The organism is Pseudomonas izuensis (assembly GCF_009861505.1).
Lineage (GTDB): Bacteria > Pseudomonadota > Gammaproteobacteria > Pseudomonadales > Pseudomonadaceae > Aquipseudomonas > Aquipseudomonas izuensis.
In genome coordinates, this window is sequence record NZ_WTFT01000040.1 from 146,492 (window position 1) to 169,487 (window position 22,996).

Annotated in this window: 18 protein-coding genes; 9 read left to right on the forward strand and 9 right to left on the reverse strand. The window is 59.6% G+C overall.

All coding sequences use genetic code 11. The features are described 5' to 3' along the window. The first annotated feature begins 27 nt into the window (after positions 1 to 27). Both GPL81_RS26780 and GPL81_RS26785 read left to right on the forward strand, forming a co-directional pair. Positions 28 to 1,089 (forward strand): calcium/sodium antiporter, encoded by a 1,062-nt coding sequence (locus GPL81_RS26780; RefSeq protein WP_160109152.1) that lies wholly within the window; start codon positions 28 to 30, stop codon positions 1,087 to 1,089. After that, a complete protein-coding gene (locus GPL81_RS26785; protein ID WP_057398868.1) occupies positions 1,086 to 1,466 on the forward strand; it encodes a carboxymuconolactone decarboxylase family protein in 381 nt (126 codons plus the stop codon). The genes GPL81_RS26780 and GPL81_RS26785 overlap by 4 nt, the downstream gene beginning before the upstream one ends. A gap of 155 nt (positions 1,467 to 1,621) precedes the next feature. Here the strand turns inward: GPL81_RS26785 and GPL81_RS26790 are convergent, their stop codons facing one another. The 5 genes from GPL81_RS26790 to kdgD form a co-directional block, all read right to left on the reverse strand. Beyond that, positions 1,622 to 2,563, reverse strand: coding sequence for an AEC family transporter (locus tag GPL81_RS26790; protein WP_160109153.1), 942 nt, complete (start codon positions 2,561 to 2,563; stop codon positions 1,622 to 1,624). Between the two features lie 154 nt (positions 2,564 to 2,717). After that, positions 2,718 to 4,271, reverse strand: a complete 1,554-nt coding sequence (gene garD / locus GPL81_RS26795; protein WP_160109154.1) for a galactarate dehydratase — start codon at positions 4,269 to 4,271, stop codon at positions 2,718 to 2,720. Positions 4,272 to 4,282: 11 nt separating this feature from the next. Then, the gene (locus GPL81_RS26800; RefSeq protein WP_160109155.1) at positions 4,283 to 5,653 is read right to left on the reverse strand and encodes an MFS transporter; all 1,371 of its coding nucleotides are present in this window, start codon (positions 5,651 to 5,653) and stop codon (positions 4,283 to 4,285) included. Positions 5,654 to 5,847: 194 nt separating this feature from the next. Continuing rightward, positions 5,848 to 7,287: an aldehyde dehydrogenase family protein gene (locus tag GPL81_RS26805; RefSeq protein WP_160109156.1), complete on the reverse strand. Its 1,440-nt coding sequence runs from the start codon at positions 7,285 to 7,287 to the stop codon at positions 5,848 to 5,850. Positions 7,288 to 7,347: 60 nt separating this feature from the next. Next, entirely contained in the window at positions 7,348 to 8,259 is a 912-nt protein-coding gene (gene kdgD, locus GPL81_RS26810; RefSeq protein ID WP_160109157.1) for a 5-dehydro-4-deoxyglucarate dehydratase, read from the reverse strand. 236 nt (positions 8,260 to 8,495) lie between these two features. Between kdgD and GPL81_RS26815 the strand changes: the two genes are divergently transcribed. Together GPL81_RS26815 and GPL81_RS26820 are read left to right on the forward strand one after the other, a co-directional pair. Further along, complete coding sequence (locus GPL81_RS26815; RefSeq protein WP_160109158.1) at positions 8,496 to 9,797, forward strand: phospholipase; 1,302 nt, start codon at positions 8,496 to 8,498, stop codon at positions 9,795 to 9,797. Positions 9,798 to 9,811: 14 nt separating this feature from the next. Then, the gene (locus GPL81_RS26820) at positions 9,812 to 10,000 is read left to right on the forward strand and encodes a hypothetical protein (RefSeq protein ID WP_160109159.1); all 189 of its coding nucleotides are present in this window, start codon (positions 9,812 to 9,814) and stop codon (positions 9,998 to 10,000) included. A gap of 112 nt (positions 10,001 to 10,112) precedes the next feature. On the opposite strand, the gene GPL81_RS26825 is transcribed toward GPL81_RS26820, so the two are convergent. From GPL81_RS26825 to GPL81_RS26840, 4 genes are all read right to left on the reverse strand, one after another. Then, the gene (locus GPL81_RS26825; protein WP_178122630.1) at positions 10,113 to 10,862 is read right to left on the reverse strand and encodes a FadR/GntR family transcriptional regulator; all 750 of its coding nucleotides are present in this window, start codon (positions 10,860 to 10,862) and stop codon (positions 10,113 to 10,115) included. A 178-nt stretch (positions 10,863 to 11,040) separates the two neighbouring features. Continuing rightward, the gene (locus GPL81_RS26830) at positions 11,041 to 12,768 is read right to left on the reverse strand and encodes an ABC transporter ATP-binding protein/permease (protein ID WP_160109161.1); all 1,728 of its coding nucleotides are present in this window, start codon (positions 12,766 to 12,768) and stop codon (positions 11,041 to 11,043) included. Positions 12,769 to 12,865: 97 nt separating this feature from the next. Further along, positions 12,866 to 13,426, reverse strand: a complete 561-nt coding sequence (locus GPL81_RS26835) for a response regulator transcription factor (protein WP_160109162.1) — start codon at positions 13,424 to 13,426, stop codon at positions 12,866 to 12,868. Next, positions 13,419 to 14,681 (reverse strand): ATP-binding protein, encoded by a 1,263-nt coding sequence (locus tag GPL81_RS26840; RefSeq protein ID WP_096513472.1) that lies wholly within the window; start codon positions 14,679 to 14,681, stop codon positions 13,419 to 13,421. Before GPL81_RS26840 ends, GPL81_RS26835 begins: the two co-directional genes overlap by 8 nt. A gap of 307 nt (positions 14,682 to 14,988) precedes the next feature. Between GPL81_RS26840 and GPL81_RS26845 the strand changes: the two genes are divergently transcribed. The 5 genes from GPL81_RS26845 to GPL81_RS26865 all read left to right on the forward strand — a co-directional run bounded on the left by GPL81_RS26845 (position 14,989) and on the right by GPL81_RS26865 (position 22,996). Continuing rightward, positions 14,989 to 15,705 (forward strand): SIMPL domain-containing protein, encoded by a 717-nt coding sequence (locus tag GPL81_RS26845; protein WP_160109163.1) that lies wholly within the window; start codon positions 14,989 to 14,991, stop codon positions 15,703 to 15,705. A 478-nt stretch (positions 15,706 to 16,183) separates the two neighbouring features. Continuing rightward, positions 16,184 to 17,809 (forward strand): ABC transporter substrate-binding protein, encoded by a 1,626-nt coding sequence (locus GPL81_RS26850; protein WP_096513474.1) that lies wholly within the window; start codon positions 16,184 to 16,186, stop codon positions 17,807 to 17,809. 305 nt (positions 17,810 to 18,114) lie between these two features. Next, positions 18,115 to 19,716 carry an ABC transporter substrate-binding protein gene (locus GPL81_RS26855; protein ID WP_160109164.1) on the forward strand — a complete coding sequence of 534 codons (1,602 nt, stop codon included), beginning with the start codon at positions 18,115 to 18,117 and terminating at the stop codon, positions 19,714 to 19,716. A gap of 172 nt (positions 19,717 to 19,888) precedes the next feature. Further along, positions 19,889 to 21,322: an OprD family porin gene (locus tag GPL81_RS26860; RefSeq protein ID WP_160109165.1), complete on the forward strand. Its 1,434-nt coding sequence runs from the start codon at positions 19,889 to 19,891 to the stop codon at positions 21,320 to 21,322. A 78-nt stretch (positions 21,323 to 21,400) separates the two neighbouring features. Continuing rightward, on the forward strand, positions 21,401 to 22,996 hold the full coding sequence (locus tag GPL81_RS26865) for an ABC transporter substrate-binding protein (protein ID WP_160109166.1): 1,596 nt from the start codon (positions 21,401 to 21,403) through the stop codon (positions 22,994 to 22,996).

Genomic DNA, 22,996 nt, shown 5'->3' on the forward strand with positions numbered 1-22,996 from the left:
GGACTTGCCGATTTACCCCTGATCAGCGTGATCGAATTGTTCAGCGGGCTGGCGCTGTTGATTGCCGGCGCCGAACTGATGGTGCGTGCAGCGGTGCGCCTGGCCGCTCGCCTGCATGTGCGACCGCTGATCATTGGCCTGACCATCGTCGCCCTCGGCAGTAGCGCACCGCAGATGGCGGTCAGCCTTCAAGCGACCCTCACACATAACGCCGACATCGCCGTCGGCAGCGTGATCGGCAGCAGCATATTCAACATCCTCGTCACCCTCGGCTTGTCAGCGCTGATCATCCCGTTGCGGGTGTCACGGCAACTGGTGCGCCTGGACATTCCCCTGATGATCGGCGCCAGCCTGCTGGTGTTCGTGCTGGCCTGGAACGAAGAGCTGACCCGCACCGACGGCACGATTTTGCTGGCGGCACTGGTGTTGTACCTGGGCTTGCTGCTGCGTCAGTCCCGGCACTCGGCTCGTCCGCATTCGATCAGCCTCGAAGGCGAGCAGGCGCCGTGGATCAGCAGCCTGCTGATGATCTTCGTCGGTCTCGCGCTACTGGTGTACGCCGGGCATTTGCTGCTGGGCGCGGCGGTATCGGTCGCCACCGAACTGGGGTTGTCGGAGCGGATCATCGGCCTGACCATCGTCGCCATTGGAACGTCCCTGCCGGAACTCGCCACCTCGTTGATCGCCGCCTTGCGCGGTGAGCGGGAAATCGCGGTGGGTAACGTGATCGGCAGCAACCTGTTCAATCTGCTGGGTGTGCTCGGCGTCACCGCATTGATTGCACCATCGCCACTGTCGGTGTCGCCCAATGCCCTGGATTTCGACCTGCCGGTGATGCTCGGCGTCGCGGCGCTGTGCTTGCCGGTGTTCTATTCCGGTTACCGGGTGACCCGCGCCGAAGGCCTGTTGTTTTTGGGCTTGTACCTGGCTTACGGCCTGCACGTGGTGTCGTTCACCACCGGTATGCCGCTGGCGGGCAAGCTTGAACACCTGATGCTGTTTTTCGTCCTGCCGGCGCTGGTGGCGTTTCTGCTGTTCACGTCACTGCGCGCCTGGCGTCGCCAACACCACAAGAAGGAATTGCCATGACCGAGAATAAAAAATCCGGCGTTGAAGTACGTCGCCAAGTGATGGGCGACGCCTTCGTCGATCGCGCGCTGGGCAACGCCACCGAGTTCACCCAGCCGTTGCAGGATTTCGTCAACGAACACGCGTGGGGCGGAGTGTGGAACCGCGAAGGGTTGCCATTGAAAACCCGCAGCCTGATTACCCTCGCCGCACTGACTGCGCTGAAGTGTCCGCAAGAGTTGAAGGGGCATGTGCGCGGCGCACTGAACAACGGTTGCACCGTGGAAGAGATCCGCGAGGCGCTGCTGCATTGCGCGGTGTATGCCGGCGTGCCGGCGGCGATCGATGCGTTTCGGGCGGCGCAGGAAGTGATCGACACTTATCAGAAGCCGGAGTAACAACCCAACATTTGCAGTGACAATGAGATTGCCATCGCGGGCAAGCCTTGCTCCCACAGGTTTTCTGTCGGACACAACTTATTCGAACAACACGAATCCTGTGGGAGCAAGGCTTGCCCGCGATGAGGCCCTGAAGAACACCGAAAATTCTGAAGCTAGATCCACCCACCCCACTGCAACAAAAAAATCCCGATGTTGGTGGTGACCGCCGCCATCAGCGTGGTGATGACGATGATCGCCGCCGCCAGTTCATGGTTGCCATCCGCCGCCCGGGCCATGACGAAACTGGCGGCGGCGGTCGGGCTGCCGAAGTACAGAAACAGAATCCCCAGCTCCGCCCCGCGAAAGCCCCAGAGCCACGCGCCCAGCGTCGCCAGCACCGGCAGGCCGAGCATTTTCACCAGGCTTGAACTGAGCGCCATTGAGCCGCTTTTACGCATCGCTGCGAGCGACAGAGTGCCGCCGATGCAGATCAGTGCCAGCGGCAAGGTGGTTTGCGCCAGATACTGGCCGGACGTCTCCAGCCATCCCGGCAATCCGATCTTGAAGTAGGCAAATGGCGCCGCCACGATCACGCTGATGATCAGCGGATTGCTCAATACGCTTTTGCAGATGCTCCACGGGTCGGACTTGATCACCGGGCTGTACACCGCCAGCACGATGGTCGATAGCGTGTTGTAAAACAGGATCACCAGCGCTGCGAGAATGGCCCCGAGGGAAATCCCATAGGCACCGTACATGCTCGCCGCCAGCGCCAGGCCAATCACTCCATTGTTGCCCCGAAAGGCGCCCTGGGTGTAGATCCCGCGGTCTTCCCGCGGGCATTTCAAGATCGCCCAGCCCCAGGCGATGGCAAAGCACACCAGGGTCGCGAGGGAGAAGTAGATCAGCAGCGCTGGTTGCAACGCGGCATGCAGGTCGGCATGCAGGATGCCCAGAAACAGCAAAGCCGGCATGGTGACATTGAACACCAGTGACGACGCCGTGTGGATGAAGTTGTCGTTGATCCAGTCGATGCGCTTGAGCAACACCCCCAGAAACAGCATGGCGAACACCGGCGCGGTGATGTTCAGGGTTTCGAGGAAAATTGCCAGCATACCGGGGAGAACCTTGGGTGAGCGTCGTTAGTTAGCTAATGATAAGCCACCAGGCACTTTGGCGTCTGGAAGTCCGTCATCGCGGCGGTGCGACGATTCGACAAGCCTTGCTCCCACAGNNGCAAGGCTTGCCCGCGATGCAGGCGACTCGGTATCAGGTGATAGGCGCCGGGTTGAACAGGGTGATGTCGTTATGCAGCTTGTGCCGCTCGGCCCAGGTCTGTTTCTTGCCGCTGGCCACGTCCAGGTAGTAGTGGAACAACTCCCAGCCGAGGTCTTCGATAGAAGCGCGTCCGGTGGCGATGCGCCCGGCATCGATGTCGATCAGGTCCGGCCAGCGCTGTGCCAGTTCGGTCCGGGTCGAGACCTTCACCACGGGCGCCATGGCCAGCCCGTAGGGCGTGCCGCGACCGGTGGTGAACACGTGCAGGTTCATCCCCGCCGCCAGCTGCAACGTCCCGCAGACAAAGTCGCTGGCCGGGGTCGCGCAGAAGATCAGGCCTTTTTCCTTGAATCGCTCGCCAGGGCCGAGCACACCGCTGATCGCGCTGCTACCGGATTTGACGATCGAACCCAGGGACTTCTCGACGATATTCGACAAACCGCCCTTCTTGTTGCCCGGTGTGGTGTTGGCGCTGCGATCCGCTTCGCCCTTGGCCAGGTAACGGTCGTACCAGTCCATTTCCCGGACCAGTTCCTGGGCGACTTCCCTGGTTTGCGCACGCGAGGTCAGCAGGTAGATCGCATCGCGCACTTCAGTCACTTCGGAAAACATCACCGTCGCGCCAGCACGCAGCAGCAGGTCCGAGGCATAGCCCAGGGCCGGGTTGGCGGTGATCCCGGAAAACGCATCGCTGCCGCCACACTGCATGCCGAGGATCAGCTCGGACGCCGGCACGGTTTCCCGACGGCGTTGATCGAGCTTCTTCAAACGGGTTTCAGCCAGCGCCATGATCTGCTCGATCATTTCGGTAAAACCGTGGCTGGAATCCTGCAGGCGATACAGCCACGGCTCGCTCAAATCCACCGAGGCATCGTCCTCGTGCATCACCTGTCCGGCCTGCAGTTTCTCGCAACCCAGGCTGATAACCAACGCCTCACCACCCAGGTTCGGGTTGCGCGCCAGGTTGCGCACGGTGCGGATCGGGATATAGGCGTCGGTGGCGGTAATCGCCACGCCACAACCGTAACTATGGGTCAGCGCCACCACGTCATCGACGTGCGGGTACTTGGGCAGCAACTCGTCCTTGATGCGCTTGACCGCGTGATCCAGCACGCCGGTCACGCATTGCACAGTGGTGGTGATGCCCAGAATATTGCGCGTACCAACGGTACCGTCGGCGTTGCGATACCCCTCGAAGGTGTAGCCTTCCAGCGGTGCTTGCGCGGCGGGCACTTCGGTGGACAGCGGCAGGCTGTCCAGCGGTGGCGCGGTCGGCATGCGCAGTTGATCTTCCTTGACCCAGCTACCGCGTGGAATCGGCTGCAAGGCGTAGCCAATGGTCTGGCCGTAACGAATCACCTGGCCACCCTCGGGAATGTCCTCCAGGGTGATCTTGTGGCTCTGTGGCACGAAGTCCAGGGTAACCAGGCCATCCGAAAACTCGGTGCCGGCCGGTACGCCCTGATCGTTGACCACGATCACTACGTTGTCCCGCTCGTGCAGGCGGATGTAGCGCGGCGAGTCGGAATGTTCAATCAACTGCATGACGCCGCTCCTCAGGAATGCGCTTGAGACAATTTGTTGTTGGTTTCAGGGCCGCTCACTGGTGGCTCCTTGAGTACTACACGCTTGATCGGACCGACGATCACCAGATAGCTGAACACCGCGACCAGCGCGTTGCAACCGACAAACACCAGCGCCCATTTGAACGAACCGGTGCTGCTGATGATGTAACCGATAACGATCGGGGTGGTGATCGAGGCGAGGTTGCCGAACATGTTGAAAAGTCCACCGCTCAAACCGGCGATCTGTTTCGGCGATGTGTCGGATACCACGGCCCAGCCCAGTGCGCCCACGCCTTTGCCGAAGAACGCCAGGGCCATGAAGCCCACGACCATCCATTCGATATCGACGTAGTTACAGGCCACGATGCTGCTGGAAACCAGCAGGCCGGCAATGATCGGCGCCTTGCGGGCAAAGGTCAGGGAATGGCCCTTGCGCAGCAGGTAATCGGAAATCACTCCGCCGAGCACGCCACCGATAAAGCCGCAGATCGCCGGCAACGAGGCAATGAAACCGGCCTTGAGGATGGTCATGCCACGCTCCTGCACCAGGTACACCGGGAACCAGGTCAGGAAGAAGTAAGTAATGCCGTTGATGCAGTACTGGCCCAGGTACACACCGAGCATCATGCGGTTGGTCAGCAGTTGGCGGATGTAGTCCCATTTCGGACCGTCGACCTTTTTGCCTTTGCCCTTGTCCTGATCCATGTCGACCATACCGCCGTTGTCGGCGATGTGCTTGAACTCGGCGTCATTGATCATCGGGTGCTGGCGCGGGCTGTGGATAACCTTGAGCCAGATCCCCGAGAAGATCATGCCGATCACGCCCATGACAATAAACACGTGCTGCCAGCCGAAGCTGTAGACGATCCAGCCCATCAGTGGCGCGAACAACACGGTGGCAAAGTATTGCGCCGAGTTGAAGATCGCCGAAGCCGTACCGCGTTCAGCGGTCGGGAACCAGGCCGCCACAATCCGTGCGTTACCGGGGAAGGATGGCGCTTCGGCCAGGCCCACCAAAAAGCGCAGCATGAACAGCGCCACCACTGCCGTGGACATACCGAACTCACCGACATATCCCTGCAACACGGTGAACAGCGACCAGGTGAAGATGCTCAATGCATAGATCTTTTTCGAACCGAAACGGTCCAGCAGCCAGCCACCGGGAATTTGTCCGGCCACGTAGGCCCAACCGAATGCCGAGAAGATATAGCCGAGGGTGACCGCGTCAATGCCGAGATCTTTTTGCAGGCTGGAACCGGCGATCGCGATGGTCGCCCGGTCGGCATAGTTGATCGTGGTCACCAGAAACAGCATGAGCAGGATCAAATAGCGGACGTGAGTCGGCTTCTGGGTCGATTGCATGTAGATGTACTCCCACTGATTATTTTTATGCGGGGTGAATCTTTTGCGCCCTTACTGTAGGAGCGAGCCTGCTCGCGATGGTCGTCAACGATGACGCTGGACATCAGGCTGAACTTCGCGACCTCGAGACCATCGCGAGCAGGCTCGCTCCTACAGGGGGCGCGGTATCGTTGCCGATACCGCGGTGCTTCTTGTTACGAGCCGATGTAGCTGGTTTTCACGACCGTGTAGAACTCTTGCGCATAGCGGCCTTGCTCACGTGATCCATAGGATGAGCCCTTACGCCCACCGAACGGAACGTGGTAATCCACGCCGGCTGTCGGCAGGTTGACCATCACCATCCCGGCCTGGGAGTGGCGCTTGAAGTGGTTGGCGTACTTCAGGGACGTGGTGGCAATGCCCGCCGACAGGCCGAACTCGGTGTCATTGGCCATGGCCAGCGCAGCGTCGTAATCGGCCACGCGGACAATGTTGGCGACCGGACCGAAGATCTCTTCGCGACTGATGCGCATCGACGCTTCGCTGTCGGCAAACAGGGTTGGCGCGAGGAAGTAACCCTCGGTGTCACAGGTCACCAGGCCGCCGCCACTCACCAGGCGCGCACCTTCGGATTGTCCGATGTCGATGTACTTCATGTCCTGTTCAAGCTGCGCCTGGGAGACCACCGGACCGATGTCGGTGCCCGACTTCAACGCGTGACCGACCTTGATCGACTTCATGCGCTCGGCCATGGCTTCGACGAACTTGTCGTGAATCCCGGCGGTGACGATCAGGCGGCTGGAGGCCGTGCAACGCTGGCCGGTGGAGTAGAACGCGCTCTGTACCGACAGCTCGACCGCTTGCTTAAGGTCGGCGTCGTCGAGAATGATCTGCGGATTCTTGCCGCCCATTTCCAGCTGAACCTTGGCCTGGCGCGAAACGCAGCTGACCGCGATCTGACGACCCACACCAACGGAACCGGTGAAGCTGATGCCATCGACTTTCGGGCTGTTGACCAGCGCTTCGCCAACCACGCGACCGCTGCCCATCACCAGGTTGAACACACCCGCCGGGAAGCCGGCGCGGGAAATGATGTCTGCCAGCGCCCAGGCGCAACCCGGCACCAGATCCGCAGGCTTGAGCACCACGCAGTTACCGTAGGCCAGGGCCGGGGCGATTTTCCACGACGGGATGGCAATCGGGAAGTTCCACGGGGTGATCAGACCGACCACGCCCAAGGCTTCGCGAGTGACTTCAACGTTGACGCCCGGACGCACCGACGGCACATAGTCACCGGACAGGCGCAGGCATTCGCCGGCGAAGAACTTGAAGATGTTACCGGCGCGGGTCACTTCGCCGATGGCTTCGGGCAGGGTCTTGCCCTCTTCCCGAGCCAGCAAGGTACCGAGCTCTTCACGGCGAGCGAGGATTTCAGTGCCGACTTTATCCAGGGAATCGTGACGCGCCTGGATACCGGACGTGGACCATGCCGGGAACGCGGCACGGGCGGCGTCGATGGCAGCGTTGACCTGGGCCAGGTCAGCCTTGGCGTAGTCGCCGATGGTGTCGCTCAGTTCCGACGGGTTGATGTTGGCCGAGTAATCGGCACCGGCGACCCATTCACCGTTGATGTAGTTGTCATAGCGCTTTGTCACGGGATGTACTCCTCACGCAAAAAGCCGCTGACTGCTCAGCGGCTCTGGTTATGTCGGGTTTTACTGCGCGCCCTGCTTGTCGATCAGCGCAGCGAGCATTTCGTACTCTTCGGCGGTCAGGTCGGTCAGTGGCGCACGCACCGGGCCTGCGTCATAGCCGGCGATTTTGGCCCCGGCCTTGACGATGCTCACGGCATAGCCGGCCTTGCGGTTACGGATGTCCAGGTACGGCAGGAAGAAGTCGTCGATGATCTTGCCGACGGTGGCGTGATCTTCGCGGGCGATGGCGTGATAGAAGTCCATCGCGGTTTTCGGGATGAAGTTGAACACCGCCGAGGAGTAGACCGGCACGCCCAGCGCCTTGTAGGCCGCGGCGTAGACTTCGGCGGTCGGCAAGCCGCCCAGGTAGCTGAAGCGATCACCGAGGCGGCGACGGATCGACACCATCAACTCGATATCGCCCAGGCCATCCTTGTAACCGATCAGGTTCGGGCAGCGCTCGGCCAGGCGCTCCAGCAAAGGCGCGGTCAGGCGGCAGACGTTACGGTTGTAAACCACAACGCCGATGCTGACCGATTTGCACACGGCTTCAACGTGGGCGGCAACGCCGTCCTGGCTGGCTTCGGTCAAGTAGTGCGGCAGCAGCAACAGGCCTTTGGCGCCCAGACGCTCGGCTTCCTGAGCGTATTCGATGGCTTGACGGGTCGAACCGCCAACACCGGCCAGAATCGGCACGCTGGTCGCGCAGGTGTCGACGGCCGTCTTGATGATTTCCGAGTATTCGCTGGCCGCCAGAGAGAAGAACTCACCGGTACCCCCCGCGGCGAACAGCGCCGACGCGCCGTATGGGGCCAGCCATTCAAGACGCTTGATGTAGCCAGCGCGATTGAAATCGCCCTGGGCATTGAAATCGGTCACCGGGAAAGACAGCAGACCGGAGGAAAGGATGGACTTCAGTTCTTGTGGATTCATTATTCGAACACCCTGGGTTGCGACGTTTGTGTGAGAAGACTGTTCAGCCTGCGCCGAAGTTGTAGGTCATCGTACAACTTAAAATACAACCGTCAACTGCATTTCATCGTTAGTCGCCATTTTTGCTTCGGAAAAACATTTCCTTGACGTAGGAAGTTTCTGATCTATGATCCAGATAACTGTATATACATACAGTTAAATATAAAGCGTACCGACGACATATCAAGGAGATAGAAATGTCAGGTCTACACACACAACCGCAGGAAAAATCCAGGCAGATCCTTGCCACGCTGGATGATCTTTTTACCGAGCAGGGTATTGCCATCACCGGTAACGACTCGTTGGTTCTGCGTATTGGCGAGCATCACACTCACCCGGCCCAGCCCTCCGCCTCCGCGCCTGGAAAAGCCCTGAAAAGCAAGCCGCAGTTGAGGTTCGAGGGCGGTGAGCACACCGCCATCGGCGACAACACCCTGCTGCGTTTCGTCAAGGATGCGCCTGCCATCCCGGCTTCGCAGGTCGAGCTGCATCTACCCAATGGCCTGGCGCTGAAGTATGGCCAGGTGGTTGCGCTGGGAGGTGATTTCTACGGAATTCCCGATCAGCCGATCAGCGAAGGCACGACCGCCGCCGATCGAATCCAGCGCTTCGCCACCGCCTTCAATTCCCTCGCGGTACTGCCCGCTGCCAATGCCGAGGCGAAACAAATCCTCGCGGTCATGCAGAGGGAAATCGCCGCCGTTAATCAGGCGATCCGGGATGGAAAACAGGCCCATGAGGCTTACGACTCGCTGGGAGATACGTTGTCGGAAGAGTGGAACAAGATCACCGGTGGCGGCAGTTTCGTCTCGGCCTTGTTCCCGCTTGGCCGTTATCTGAAACTGGCGGCCAACAACAGCGATCATTTTGCCGAAGGGGCACTGGCCGCCTACGTCGCCGGGCATACGGCGGCATTGCAGCAAGCGCTGCTGGCAAAAAACAGCGGCGATGAGCGCTTGCTGGAGTTGGCCTACGCGATGAACGCGTTTGCCGACCATTACCTGACTGACCTGTTCTCCGCCGGCCATTTGCGCGTGCCGCGCAAACAGTTGGCAGCGTTGGTCACGCCCAGCGACCTGGGCTCGTTGATTACCCGCTTCATGCACGACGAAGACAGCAAGTTCGGCCTCAACGTGCGCAACGGTGATGGCGACCAATGGCGCGCCTACGGCGACAAGCGTTACTTCGACGCGATCGACAATGCTAACCGGGCGCAGGTCAATCAAGCGGTTCAGGTTTCTGCGGACGAGATCTTTGCGACGTATTTGAGTGGCATTACTCCGTCGCCGGGCAGCTTTTCTGCGTTGAAAAAGCTCCCCGACCTGCAAGCGGCACTCAACCCGACGGGCAATATCTCGCCGCTGTTCAAGGTCGATGGCAACAAGGTGCTGCGACGCAAGGATGTGAACAATCTGAACGACACCGCCACCATCGATGACTGGTGGGGCTGGAGCACCTACCTGCTGCTCAAAGACTACAACCCCACTGGCAATGTCTGATCAGGAGATCAAGGATGAAGATCAAATTGAAACTGCAACTGGCCTCTGGCCAATCGTTGGAAGGTGCGCCGCTGGAGCTGCTGTCCGAGGGTGTCGCCATTGCCCGGGCGATCGTGGATAAGCATGGGCAGGTGGCGTTCGATGCCAAGCCTGAAGGCACAATGGCAGTGCGAGTGGATCGTTCGATTCTGCGCACTGGCTGAGCGTTTTACACAAGGCTATAGGCCCCATCGCGAGCAGGCTCGCTCCCACTTTGGATCACTGTGGGGGCGAGCCTGCTCGCGAAGGTAAAATATCATCTCATCCCGAAACGCCTTAACCCCGCTGCGCCTCGGCCTCTTCATGGGCGTGGCGCAGCCGCTCACGACTGTTCGTCAGGTGCAACCGCATGGCCGCTCGCGCAGCATCGGAATCCTGGCGGGCGATGGCGTCGTAGATCTCTTCGTGCTCGCGGCTCAGACGATTCATGTAGTGCTGCTGGTCATCATGGGCCAGCCGCGCGGAGTTGAGTCGGGTGCGCGGGATAATGCTGGTGCCCAGGTGCGTCATGATGTCGGTGAAGTAGCGGTTGCCGGTGGCCAGCGCAATCTGCAGGTGGAACTGGAAGTCCGAGGCCACGGCATCGCTGGCGTGGGAGACACTTTCATTCAACGCATCCAGCGCTGCACGCATCAACCCCAACTGCTCGGGGCTGCGACGTTGCGCAGCGAGACCGGCGGACTCCACTTCCAGGCTGATACGCAGTTCCAGAATCGCCAGCACGTCACGCAAGGTCACCACGGTGGCCGGGTCGATGCGGAAACCGCTCGGGCTCGGCGTGTCGAGCACGAAGGTGCCGATGCCGTGGCGGGTTTCCACCTGCCCCGCCGCCTGCAAACGTGAAATCGCTTCGCGTACCACGGTGCGGCTGACGCCATGGGCGTCCATGATCGCCGACTCGGTGGGCAATTTGTCGCCACGCTTGAGGTGCCCGTCGCGAATCTGCTCGGACAGCACCGTCACCAACTCCTGAGCGAGGCTGCGGCGCTTGCGAGGGAGGCGTGGTGCGTCGTTCGGGTTTTCCATGGTGAACATCTGTCTCGAAAAATTCGGCTGAAACCGCATCATAGCTCAACGCGGTTGTACGATCACTACCGCCCCTGTAGGAGCAAAGCTTGCTCGCGATGGCCGTTACGCGGTTCCGACTGGAGACCATGTCATCGTTCATCGCGAGCAAGCTTTGCTCCTACAGGGGCGATAGTGGTTATGCAGTCACGGCCTGGTCCACCAGATGGCCGTTCTCGATTCGAACATGTCGAGGGTGGAAGCGCTTGAGGCTGCTGCGATGGCCGACGCTGACGATGCTCAGTCCCGGCAGCTCGTCGATCAGCGCCTGGTACAGCGACGCTTCGTCCTCTTCATCCATCGCCGATGTGGCTTCGTCCATGTACAGCCATTGCGGCGCATAGAGCAGGGCGCGGGCAAAGGCCAGGCGTTGCTGCTCACCGGGTGACAGCATGCGCTGCCAATGATTGGCTTCGTCCAGACGTGGCACCAGATGCGGCAAACGGCAGGTTTCCAGGACGTGCACATAGCGCTCGTTCAGGTAGGTATCGCCGGCCTGTGGATAACTCAAGGCATCACGCAGTGTGCCAATCGGCAGATAAGGCTTTTGCGGCAGGAACAGATATCGCGCCGCCGGCAGGCGAATGCTGCCGTGGCCCGCCGGCCACAGGTGCCCCATCGCTCGCAACAGGGTCGACTTGCCACTGCCGGAGCGGCCGCTGAGCATGACGCGCTCACCCTCCTCCACGGTCATATCGGCATTGGTCAGCAAATGGCGACCGTCCGCCAGATCAAGGCCGAGGTTGTGCACTTTCAACGCATCACCTTGATTCTGCACATCGATGGCCGGAGCACGCTCTTCGTTGTCGGTCATGGCCTGGCGGAAGCTCAGCAGACGATCACAGGTGGCGCGCCATGAGGCGAGGTTCTGGTACGCGGTGATGAACCAGCTGAAACTCTCCTGGACGTTGCCGAATGCCGAGCTGATTTGCATCAGCTCGCCGAGTTCGATCTTGCCGGACAAGTAACGCGGCGAAGCGACGATGAACGGAAAGATGATGGCGGCCTGACTGTAACCGGCAGTGAAGAAAGTCAGGCGCTTGGACACCTTCATGATGTCCCAGAAGTTATGCCAGACCATCCCGAATCGGCCGCTCAAGCGACGATGTTCGTTCGGTTCGCCGTTGTACAGCGCGATGCTTTCGGCATTTTCGCGAATCCGCACCATGGAGAAACGCAGATCGGCTTCAAAGCGTTGTTGTTGGTTGTTCAGGCCGATCAAGCGACGACCGATCAAATGCGTCAGCCAACTGCCCACCGCGGCGTAAACCAGTACGCACCAGAACATGTAGCCGGGAATGGTGAAACCCCATACCTCAATACTGCCCGACACGCCCCACAGAATGATCGAGAACGACACCAGGCTGACAATGTTGCGAAGTAAACCAATGCCCAGTTCCAAGGTGTTCGAGGTGAAGTTGTTGAGGTCTTCGGAAATCCGCTGGTCCGGGTTATCGGTGTAGCCCCCCTGCTCCAGCCGGTAGTAATTCTTGTCGGTGAGCCAGCGGGAAAAATACGTCTCGGTGAGCCACGCCCGCCAGCGGATCGTCAGCATCTGTGTCAGGTAGAGCCGATACACCGCACCGACAATCGCGACGGCTGCAATCGCGCAGAAGTACAGGATCAGCCGCCAGAACGCCGCTTCGTCCTTCTGTTGCAGGGCGTTGTAAAAATCCTTGTACCAGGTGTTGAACCACACCGAGATCCCTACGCTGATCAGCGACAGGGCAATCACCGCGATCAGCAGCGACCAGGCCTTGACCTTCTCCTCACTGCGCCAGTAAGGCGTGATGATCGCCCAGACTTTGCGAAAAAACTGCCCGCGCACAGCATCGTTGACCGCGGAGTATTCAGCGTTCTGATTCATGGATAAGGCTCGATAAAGAAAAGTACAGACACGAACCGATCATAGATGATCGGTTCGGATTGTCGCGAGGAGCGGCCCGCATTCGTTCAGCGCAGGTTCAGCGACGAACGGGACGCTTCTGCAGTTTGCGCTGCAGCGTGCGGCGGTGCATGCCCAGGGCGCGGGCCGTGGCGGAGATGTTGCCTTCGTGCTCGGTCAGCACACGCTGAATGTGTTCCCACTGCAAGCGGTCCACGGACATCGGGTTTTCCGGCACCAGGCTGTCGAGATCGGCGTGTTCGGACAGCAGCGCGGCCAGCACGTCGTCGGCGTCGGCGGGTTTGCACAGGTAGTTGCAGGCACCGCGCTTGATCGCTTCCACGGCGGTGGCAATGCTCGAATAACCGGTGAGGATCACCACGCGCATTTCCGGATCCATTTCCAGCAACTTGGGCAGCAACACCAGGCCCGAATCGCCGTCCATTTTCAGATCCAGCGCGGCGTAGTCCGGCAGATCGTTCTGGGCGAGGGTCAGCCCCTCTTCGGCAGAACCGGCGGTGCTGACGCGAAAGCCGCGGCGAGCCATGGCGCGGGCCATCACCCGGGTAAAGGTCGCGTCGTCGTCGACCAGCAGCAAATGCGGCAGTTCTTCGCCTTCAACCTGGATTTCGTCACTCATGTTGGTCTCCTCGGGCGCCGTGGGGCAGGCGCAGCTCGGTGAGCGTGCCGCCTTCCTCATGACTATAGAGTTTCACTGAGCCGCCGGCGCGTGTCACGCTCGCCTTGCTCAAAAACAGGCCCAGGCCGAAGCCTTTGCCCTTGGTGGTAAAAAACGGCTTGCCGATCTGTTCGGCGATGGCCAGCGGCACACCGGCACCGTGGTCGCGGATACTGATGGTCAAGTCCTCGGCATTCCAGTCCAGGGTCACTTGCAGCCCTTCGGGACAGGCATCCGCCGCGTTGTTCAGCAAATTCAGCAGGGCCTGGGTCAGGTCCGGCGGCGGCGCCATGCGCGGCACCGTGCCCTGGCCCAGGCGCTGGAAGCGATAACTGGCTTCCGGACGCATCAGGTGCCAACGATTGAGCGCTTCATCGAGCCAATCGGTAACGTCCTGCATCTCCACCGCCAGACGGCGATTGGCCTCCGCGGCGCGCACCAGATGCTGCAAGGTCTCCTTGCACAGCTTGACCTGATCCTGCAGCACGCTCAGGTCGTCCTGCAACAGCGGGTCATGATGGTCCTGGCGCATTTCTTTGAGCAGCACGCTCATGGTCGCCAGCGGTGTGCCCAGCTCATGGGCGGCGCCCGCCGCCTGGGTGGCCACGGCCAATAATTGCTGATCGCGCAGGCCCTCTTCGCGACGGATCGCCCGCAGTTCCTCCTGACGGCGCAATTCTTCGGCCATGCGCGCCGCGAAGAACGTGATCACCGCAGCCGCGAGGGCGAAACTCAGCCACATCCCGTACACCTGCAGGTTTTCCCGGGCGATCGGGAAGGTCTGCAACGGATAGAACCGCGCCAGCAGCAGGGTGTACATCGTCAGTGCGATGCCCGACAAAATCACCGAATAGCGCCACGGCAAGGTCACTGCCGCAATGGTCAGCGGTACCAGGTAATAGGAGACGAACGGGTTGGTCGAGCCGCCTGAGAAATACAGCAGGGCGCTGTGGATAAACAGGTCGCAGGCCAGTTGCACGGCGTATTCGAGCTCGGTGACCGGCCAGGTGGTGCGCAGGCGAATCGCCGTGAACGCGCACAACAGCATCGAGCAGCCGAGGGTTGCCGCCAGTTGGAACCAGGGCAAGGGCAGCAGTTCGAGCCAGTAGGCCAGGCCCACGGAACCGGCCTGTGCGGCCAACACCAACGTGCGGATGAATGTCAGACGCCAGAGGTTCTGGCGCGTGGCGGAAGTGATTTGAACGGGGGCGAGCATGAGCTCTCCTGATGAGCGCTCCAGGCGGATCGCAGGGAGTATAACCAAGCACGAGGACTGACAGGCAAAAGTGCGGCAAACCGCCACATGCCCGGTGACTGTCAAATTGTCATCGCGGGCAAGCCTTGCTCCTACAGGGAGTCATTGCACCTGCGGGAGCAAGGCTTGCCCGCGATTGGCCGTGACGCGGTTAAATGCCATACATCTGTATAGAAGTTGTAACTGTGCGAACCGGATCATTAAAGCTAGAGTCTGATGGTTTCTCGCAGGTCCGGACCATTGCCTGCGCACCCTCCAAGGAGCTTTCATGCACACATTCCGCCGCAGCGCCGCCCTCCTCGCCTTGAGTGCCGGCACTCTCGCCAGCCTCCCGGCCCTGGCTGCCGACGAGCTTCATTACAACCAGATTTCCCTGCGCGCCGAAGTCAGCCAGGAAGTGGCTCGCGACCTGATGATCGTGACCCTCTATACAGAAGAACAAAACACCGACCCGGCCAAACTCGCCGCCGACGTCAGCACCACCATGAACAAGGCGTTGGCCCAGGCCAAGCAAGTCAAGGACATCACCCTGCGCCAGGGCAGCCGCAACAGCTACCCGATCTACGACGCCAAGGGCCAGAAAATCACCGGCTGGCGCGAACGCGCCGAGCTGCGCCTGGAAAGCACGGATTTCGCCGCGCTGTCGAAGCTGACCGGCGAACTGCTCACCGACCTGAAGATGGGCGGCATGGACTTCGCGATTGCCACGCCAACCCGCAAGGCCAGCGAAGACGCCTTGCTCAAGGACGCCGTGACCGCCTTCAAGGCCCGCGCCCAACTCGCCACCGACGCACTGGGTGGCAAGGGCTACAAGATCGTCAACATGAACCTCAACAGCAACGGCTACCCGCAACCGTACATGCGCGCACCGATGATGATGAAAGCCGCCGGCATGGACAGCGCACCGGTGACACCGGAAGTTGAAGCCGGCACCAGCCAGGTCAGCATGACGGCCGACGGTTCGATTGAAGTGTTGATGCCTTGAATCGATAACCTCCGTGCAAAAAAAGGCGATCCCCCCGGGGATCGCCTTTTTTTTTGCAAACAGCGTCTATGCTGAATCCGGGAAGGGGCAGTCAAACCCCGGAAAACGACATCAGTTGCACTTGGTAGAACCCATGACCCTCAACCCATTATCGGTGCAACGATAACCACTCCCATTCACGCCCTACACACCCCCACAGGACGGGGTATACATAGGTAACACCCCGCCCCACCAGCGGGCAGCCCATTCCGCGCACGCACCATAAAAGTGCGCCAGTTGCACTGCAAAAATGCCGCGCAAACGGTCAAATGCGTCAACATTTATACAAATGCGACATTAAGGTACGTTCGTGCCACCGTTTAAGGCTTGTAGTCGCTCTGGATCTTGCATTGGGTATGGGCCCTGCATAAGTATCCGCAGGCACGACTCACGAGGTCGTCCTCAAAATCAAAAAATGACAACAAATCATGAGGCCACCATGCTTAAACACGCGGTCATTCCGTTTTTAGTCGGCGCCAGCCTTTTGGCCGCCGCACCGTTCGCCCAAGCTGCGAGTAACCTGGTGTTCTGCTCCGAAGGGAGCCCGGCCGGTTTCGATCCAGGTCAATACACCACCGGAACCGACTTCGACGCCTCTGCCGAAACCATGTTCAACCGCCTGACCCAGTTCGAGCGCGGCGGCACCGCCGTAATTCCTGGCCTGGCGACCAGCTGGGACGTCTCCCCTGACGGCCTGACCTACACCTTCCACCTGCGTGAAGGCGTCAAGTTCCACACCACCCCGTACTTCAAGCCAACGCGTACCTTCAACGCCGACGACGTGCTGTTCACCTTTAATCGCATGATTAACAAGGATGACCCGTTCCGCAAAGCGTACCCGACCGAATTCCCGTACTTCACCGACATGGGGATGGACACCAACATCACCAAGATCGATAAAGTCGACGACAACACCGTCAAGTTCACCCTCAAAGACGTTGATGCCGCGTTCATCCAGAACATGGCCATGAGCTTCGCCTCGATCCAGTCCGCCGAGTACGCTGCCCAGCTGCTCAAGGAAGGCAAGGCCGCCGACATCAACCAGAAGCCGGTAGGCACTGGCCCGTTCGTGTTCAAGAGCTACCAGAAAGACTCCAACATCCGCTACACCGGGAACAAGGACTACTGGAAGCCTGAAGACGTCAAGATCGACAACCTGATCTTCGCCATCACCACCGACCCGTCGGTACGCATCCAGAAGCTGAAGAAGGGCGAGTGCCAGATCACTCTGTTCCCACGTCCGGCGGACCTGAAGGCGCTGAAAGAAGACAAGACCCTGAAGGTGCCTGACCAGGCCGGTTTCAACCTGGGTTACATCGCCTACAACGTAATGGACAAGATCAAGGGTGACGACAAGCCGAACCCGATGGCCCAACTGAAAGTGCGTCAGGCACTGGACATGGCCGTCAACAAGCAGCAGATCATCGATTCCGTTTACCAGGGCGCCGGCCAAAAGGCTGTCAACGCCATGCCACCGACCCAGTGGTCCTACGACACCACCATCCAGGATGCGCCGTACAATCCTGAGAAAGCCAAGGAGCTGCTCAAGGAAGCCGGTGTGAAGGAAGGCACCGAAATCGTTCTGTGGGCAATGCCGGTACAGCGTCCGTACAACCCGAACGCCAAGCTGATGGCAGAAATGCTGCAGTCCGACTGGGCGAAGATCGGTATCAAGGCCAAGATCCAGAGCTACGAATGGGGCGAGTACATCAAGCGCTCCAAAGGCGGCGAAAACGGCGCGATGCTGATTGGCTGGAGCGGCGACAACGGTGATCCGGACAACTGGCTCAACGTACTGTTCGGCTGCGACTCGCTGCAGGGCAACAACTTCTCCAAATGGTGCGACAAGAAGTTTGACGACATCGTCAAGCAAGCCAAGCGCACTTCGGACCAGAGCAAGCGCACCGAGCTGTACAAGCAGGCTCAGCACGTCCTGAAAGACGCGGTTCCCTACACACCTATCGCTCACTCGACGGTGTTCCAACCCATGCGCGCCGAAGTGCAGGACTTCAAGATCAGCCCGTTTGGCTTGAACTCCTTCTACGGCGTCAGCGTCAGCAAGTAAGGTTTGGCAGCGGCGACGTTTCTGACGTCGCCGCTGCTTGATCTACCGAGAAAGCAGGAAATCGCCTACATCCAGATCGTCTACTGACTACAGCAGACCACTAGGACGCGTCGTCTTTTCCCACAAGTCTTTCGGACTTTACGCATTTACTGCCGGACCCACGGTTCATACCGTCGGGATCCGACCAGTCCATGCGTGGGTCATCGGTTTTTTTGGCTGCACGTCATGGTTTGAGAGCAATGACGCCTTCCACGTCTGCGGACGGACGAAGGCGTATTGCAAAACACTGAACAAGAGGGAGCGTCATGCGCCATTCCTTGGTTTTATCCACATTGCTGGGCACCGGCCTGTTGGCCGCCACTTCCATGAGCCAGGCCGCCAATAACAGCCTGGTGTTCTGCTCCGAAGGCAGTCCCGCCGGTTTCGATACGGCGCAGTACACGACCGCGACCGATAACGACGCCGCCGAGCCGCTGTACAACCGCCTGGCAGAGTTTGAGAAGGGCTCGACCAATGTCGTACCCGGCCTGGCTACGAGTTGGGATATTTCCGAGGACGGTCTCACGTACACCTTTCACCTGCGCCCGGGGGTGAAATTTCATACAACCAAATACTTCACCCCGACCCGCGACTTCAATGCCGATGACGTGCTGTTCACGTTCAATCGCATGCTCGATCCGCAACAACCGTTCCGTAAGGCTTACCCGACCGAATTCCCGTATTTCAACGGCATGAGCCTGAACAAGAATATCGCCAGGGTCGAAAAGACCGGGCCGTTGACCGTGGTCATGACGCTCAACAGCGTGGACGCCGCGTTCATCCAGAACATTGCCATGAGTTTCGCCGCCATTCTTTCCGCCGAGTACGCCGACAAGCTGCTGGCCGAAGGCAAGCCGAGCGACATCAACCAGAAGCCGATCGGCACCGGGCCGTTCGTGTTCAAGAGCTACCAGAAAGATTCCAATATCCGTTACGCCGGTAACAAGCACTATTGGGACCCGAGCCGCGTCAAGCTCGACAACCTGATTTTCGCCATCAACACCGACGCGTCGGTGCGTGTGCAGAAACTCAAGGCCGACGAGTGCCAGATCACCCTGCACCCGCGCCCCGCCGACGTGACCGCGCTGAAAAACGACCCGGCGCTCAAGCTGATCGAGAAACCCGGCTTCAACCTCGGCTACATCGCCTACAACGTGCGCCACAAGCCATTCGACCAGCTTGAAGTACGCCAGGCGCTGGACATGGCGGTGAATAAGCAGAGCATTCTCAACGCCGTTTACCAGGGTGCTGGGCAACTGGCGGTCAACGCCATGCCGCCGACCCAGTGGTCCTACGATGACACGATCAAGGACGCCGCCTACAACCCGGAAAAAGCCAGGGAACTGCTCAAGGCCGCCGGCGTTAAGGAAGGCACCGAAATCACCCTGTGGGCCATGCCCGTCCAGCGTCCGTACAACCCCAACGCCAAGTTGATGGCCGAGATGCTCCAGGCTGACTGGGCCAGGATCGGTCTGAAGGTCAAGATCGTCAGCTACGAATGGGGCGAGTACATCAAGCGCACCAAGAACGGCGAGCACGACATCAGCCTGATCGGCTGGACCGGTGACAACGGTGACCCGGACAACTGGCTCGGCACGCTGTACAGCTGCGACGCCATCGGCGGCAACAACTACTCCATGTGGTGCGATCCGGCTTACGACAAGCTGATCAAGCAGGCCAAGGTCGTGACCGACCGCGAGCAGCGCACCGTGCTCTACAAACAGGCGCAGCAGTACCTCAAACAGCAGGTACCGATCACGCCGGTCGCCCACTCGACGGTCAACCAGCCGTTGAGCGCCAAAATCGAAGGGTTCAAGGTCAGCCCTTTCGGTCGCAACGTGTTCTCGGGTGTCAGTATCGATAAATAAAACCGTGTAGCTGAAACGCTGGGGGTGCATTGCACCCTCACGCAAGCGTATTGCCGCAATTCGCCAATCCGGCGTACAGCAAACGTTTGCGATGCGTAAATGAGTTCCAAAGCGAATAGCCGGATCACCAAAAAAGACCGGCATTAATAAAAGAAAGTAAGGAGCTTCACCCATGAAACTGAGCAGCACCGCAATACTGGCGTTGGCCATCAGCAGCGTAACCGCCACGGCTTACGCTGAAACCCAGAGCCAGGCGTTCACTCCGGTTACCGTGAACGAAAAAAGCGCCCAAAGCGAAGCCACCGGCTTTCTTGAAGGCCAGTCGATCAGCGGCACTACCCGTAACTGGTACGCCAACGAACAACTGCAACGTGGCGCTAAATTCGCCTACAAAAAAGACGGCGTCTCGACCGAAACCGACCGTCGTATCAACTGGGTTCAGGGCACAATCGTCAAGTACAACTCGGGCTTCACCGAAGGTGCTATCGGTTTCAGCACTGAAGTGGCGGCCTACAACGCCATCGCCCTGGATCGCGACCGCAAGGACCTGGCCTCCAACAACGGTGGCGCACCAGGCACTCGTCCAGGCGCAGGCAACAACCGTACCCTGACCGAAGAAGGCGGCGACGCTGTTGGCCAGTGGAGCAAACTGGGCCTGGCCAACGTCAAGGCGCGTGTTTCCAACACCACCCTGACCGCCGGTCGCATGAACTTCAGCAGCCCGATGGTCGACGTGATCGGTAACCGTGCGCTGCCTTCAAGCTTCGAAGGTGTGGCGATCCACAGCGAAGAGCTGAACAACCTGGCATTCGACCTGGCCACCTTCGATCGCAACTCTCCGCGTACCGAAGAAAGCCAGCGTAAATTCCGCACCGAATACGCCAATGGCATCGTCGAAACCGACCACATTTACACCGGCGGTATCACCTACAACCCGCTCGCCAGCCTGACCACCAGCCTCTGGGCAACCCAGGCTGAAGACATCTGGAACCAGTACTACTTCGGCGCCTCTCACGTATTGGGCGATAGCCAGGTACTGAGCCTGACCACCGGCCTGAACTACTACAAAACCAAGGACACCGGTAAGGCCCTGATCGGCGACATCGACAACGACACCTACTCGCTGTCGTTCGGCCTGACCCACCAGGCTCACAGCCTGACCTTCTCGTACCAGGAAGTGAACGGTAACGAGTACTTCGACTACCTGCACGAAACCAACGGTATCTACCTGGCCAACTCCCTGCTGTCGGACTTCAACGGCCCGAACGAGAAATCGTTCCAGATTGCCTACGGTCTGAACATGGCCGAATACGGCGTGCCAGGCCTGAAGTTCAACATCTACCAGGCCCGCGGCTGGGGTATCGACGGCACTCACTACACCGGTAACGGCGGTGTGGCCGGCAAAGGCTACGACGGCATCCAGTCGCAAGATGGCGAAACCCATTACGAATACGGCATCGGTGGCTCCTACGCGATACAGAGCGGCCCGCTCAAGGCCACCACTGTTCGCGCGACCTACACCGCTCACCGCGCCAGTGAAAACCAGGCTGACGGCAGCATCAACGAGTTCCGTCTCGTGACCACTGTTCCGTTCAACATTCTGTAATGCACCGGTCGAACGGCTGATTCAGTGATGAATCGGCCGTTCGATCTTGTCCTTCTAACCGATTGCAGAGGGTTCTTGATGAAAATGCTTCCCCTACGTGCGGCCATCGCGGCCGCGTTGCTGAGTGTCGCGGTTGGTGTATCGGCCAAACCCCTGGTGGTTTGCACCGAAAACAGCCCCGAAGGCTTCGACATGGTCCAGTACACGACTGCAGTCACAGCCGATGCGGTGGCCGAAACCATCTTCAATCGCCTGGCTGACTTCAAGCCCGGCACCACTGAGGTGATTCCGGCGCTGGCCGAATCCTGGGACATCAGCGACGATGGCCTGAGCTACACCTTCCACCTGCGTAAAGGCGTCAAGTTTCACACCACCGAATACTTCAAGCCGACCCGCGACATGAACGCCGACGACGTGGTCTGGAGCTTCCAGCGCCAGCTGGACCCGAATCACCCATGGCACAAACTGTCGAGCGTAGGCTTCCCGTACTTTGAAAGCATGGGCTTCAAAGAGCTGCTCAAAAGTGTCGAGAAAGTCGACGACAACACGGTCAAATTCACCCTGACTCGCCGCGAAGCGCCATTCCTGGCCGACATCGCCATGGCGTTCTCCTCGATCTACTCCGCCGAGTACGCCGACCAGCTGCTCAAGGCCAACAAGACCGGCGATCTGAACAACAAGCCAATCGGCACCGGCCCGTTCGTCTTCCAGCGTTACAACAAGGACGCCCAGGTTCGTTTCAAAGCCAACCCGGACTATTTCCGAGGCAAGGCACCGGCTGACTCGTTGATCTTCGCCATCGCCACCGACAACAACGTGCGCCTGCAGAAGCTCAAGGCCAACGAATGCCAGGTCGCGCTATACCCGAAACCGGACGACATCCCGAGCATCAAGAAAGACACCAAACTGAAGGTCGACGAACTGAATGCGATGACCGTCGCGTACATCGCCATCAACACCCAACACAAATACCTGAGTGACGTGCGCGTACGTAAAGCCATCGACATCGCCTTCGACAAGGAAGCGGCCGTCAACGCGCTATTTGGTAAAGGCAATGCGACCGCGGCGGTCAACCCGTTCCCGGACACCCTGCTGGGCTACAACCACGACATGAAGAACCCTGTCCGCGATCTGGACAAGGCCCGCGCCCTGCTCAAGGAAGCTGGCGTACCGGAAGGCACCGTGTTCACCCTGTTCACCCGTAACGGCGGTGGTGCGACTAACCCGAACCCGATGCTCGGCGCGCAGATGATGCAGGCCGACCTGGCCAAAGTCGGAATCAAGATCGACATTAAGGTCATGGAATGGGGCGAAATGCTCAAACGCGCGAAAAACGGCGAGCACGATATGGTTTCCGCCGGATGGGCGGGCGATAACGGTGACCCGGATAACTTCCTGACGCCTATGCTCAGTTGCGAGGCCGCGAAGAACGGCGAAAACTATGCACGCTGGTGCAATGACAAATTCCAGGCTCTGATCGACCAGGCCCGTGAAAAAACCGACCCGGCCGAACGTGCAGCACTGTACGAACAGGCTCAGGTTATTTTTAACCAGGACCAGCCATGGATCAGTCTGGCGCACACTAGAATGTTTACCGCAATGCGCAACAATGTAGAGGGCTACCACATTAGCCCGCTCACCACTAATAACTTCGCCACCACCCAGGTGAAGTAG

What these genes read in the sequence shown, in the direction of transcription:
- GPL81_RS26815 (WP_160109158.1), top strand. Translation starts at nt 8,496, where the DNA reads ATGTCAGGTCTACACACACAACCGCAGGAAAAATCCAGGCAGATCCTT.
- GPL81_RS26830 (WP_160109161.1), bottom strand. Translation starts at nt 12,768, where the DNA reads ATGAATCAGAACGCTGAATACTCCGCGGTCAACGATGCTGTGCGCGGG.
- GPL81_RS26840 (WP_096513472.1), bottom strand. Translation starts at nt 14,681, where the DNA reads ATGCTCGCCCCCGTTCAAATCACTTCCGCCACGCGCCAGAACCTCTGG.
- GPL81_RS26845 (WP_160109163.1), top strand. Translation starts at nt 14,989, where the DNA reads ATGCACACATTCCGCCGCAGCGCCGCCCTCCTCGCCTTGAGTGCCGGC.
- GPL81_RS26835 (WP_160109162.1), bottom strand. Translation starts at nt 13,426, where the DNA reads ATGAGTGACGAAATCCAGGTTGAAGGCGAAGAACTGCCGCATTTGCTG.
- GPL81_RS26785 (WP_057398868.1), top strand. Translation starts at nt 1,086, where the DNA reads ATGACCGAGAATAAAAAATCCGGCGTTGAAGTACGTCGCCAAGTGATG.
- GPL81_RS26825 (WP_178122630.1), bottom strand. Translation starts at nt 10,862, where the DNA reads ATGGAAAACCCGAACGACGCACCACGCCTCCCTCGCAAGCGCCGCAGC.
- garD (WP_160109154.1), bottom strand. Translation starts at nt 4,271, where the DNA reads ATGCAGTTGATTGAACATTCCGACTCGCCGCGCTACATCCGCCTGCAC.
- GPL81_RS26860 (WP_160109165.1), top strand. Translation starts at nt 19,889, where the DNA reads ATGAAACTGAGCAGCACCGCAATACTGGCGTTGGCCATCAGCAGCGTA.
- GPL81_RS26865 (WP_160109166.1), top strand. Translation starts at nt 21,401, where the DNA reads ATGAAAATGCTTCCCCTACGTGCGGCCATCGCGGCCGCGTTGCTGAGT.
- GPL81_RS26820 (WP_160109159.1), top strand. Translation starts at nt 9,812, where the DNA reads ATGAAGATCAAATTGAAACTGCAACTGGCCTCTGGCCAATCGTTGGAA.
- GPL81_RS26855 (WP_160109164.1), top strand. Translation starts at nt 18,115, where the DNA reads ATGCGCCATTCCTTGGTTTTATCCACATTGCTGGGCACCGGCCTGTTG.
- GPL81_RS26790 (WP_160109153.1), bottom strand. Translation starts at nt 2,563, where the DNA reads ATGCTGGCAATTTTCCTCGAAACCCTGAACATCACCGCGCCGGTGTTC.
- GPL81_RS26800 (WP_160109155.1), bottom strand. Translation starts at nt 5,653, where the DNA reads ATGCAATCGACCCAGAAGCCGACTCACGTCCGCTATTTGATCCTGCTC.
- kdgD (WP_160109157.1), bottom strand. Translation starts at nt 8,259, where the DNA reads ATGAATCCACAAGAACTGAAGTCCATCCTTTCCTCCGGTCTGCTGTCT.
- GPL81_RS26850 (WP_096513474.1), top strand. Translation starts at nt 16,184, where the DNA reads ATGCTTAAACACGCGGTCATTCCGTTTTTAGTCGGCGCCAGCCTTTTG.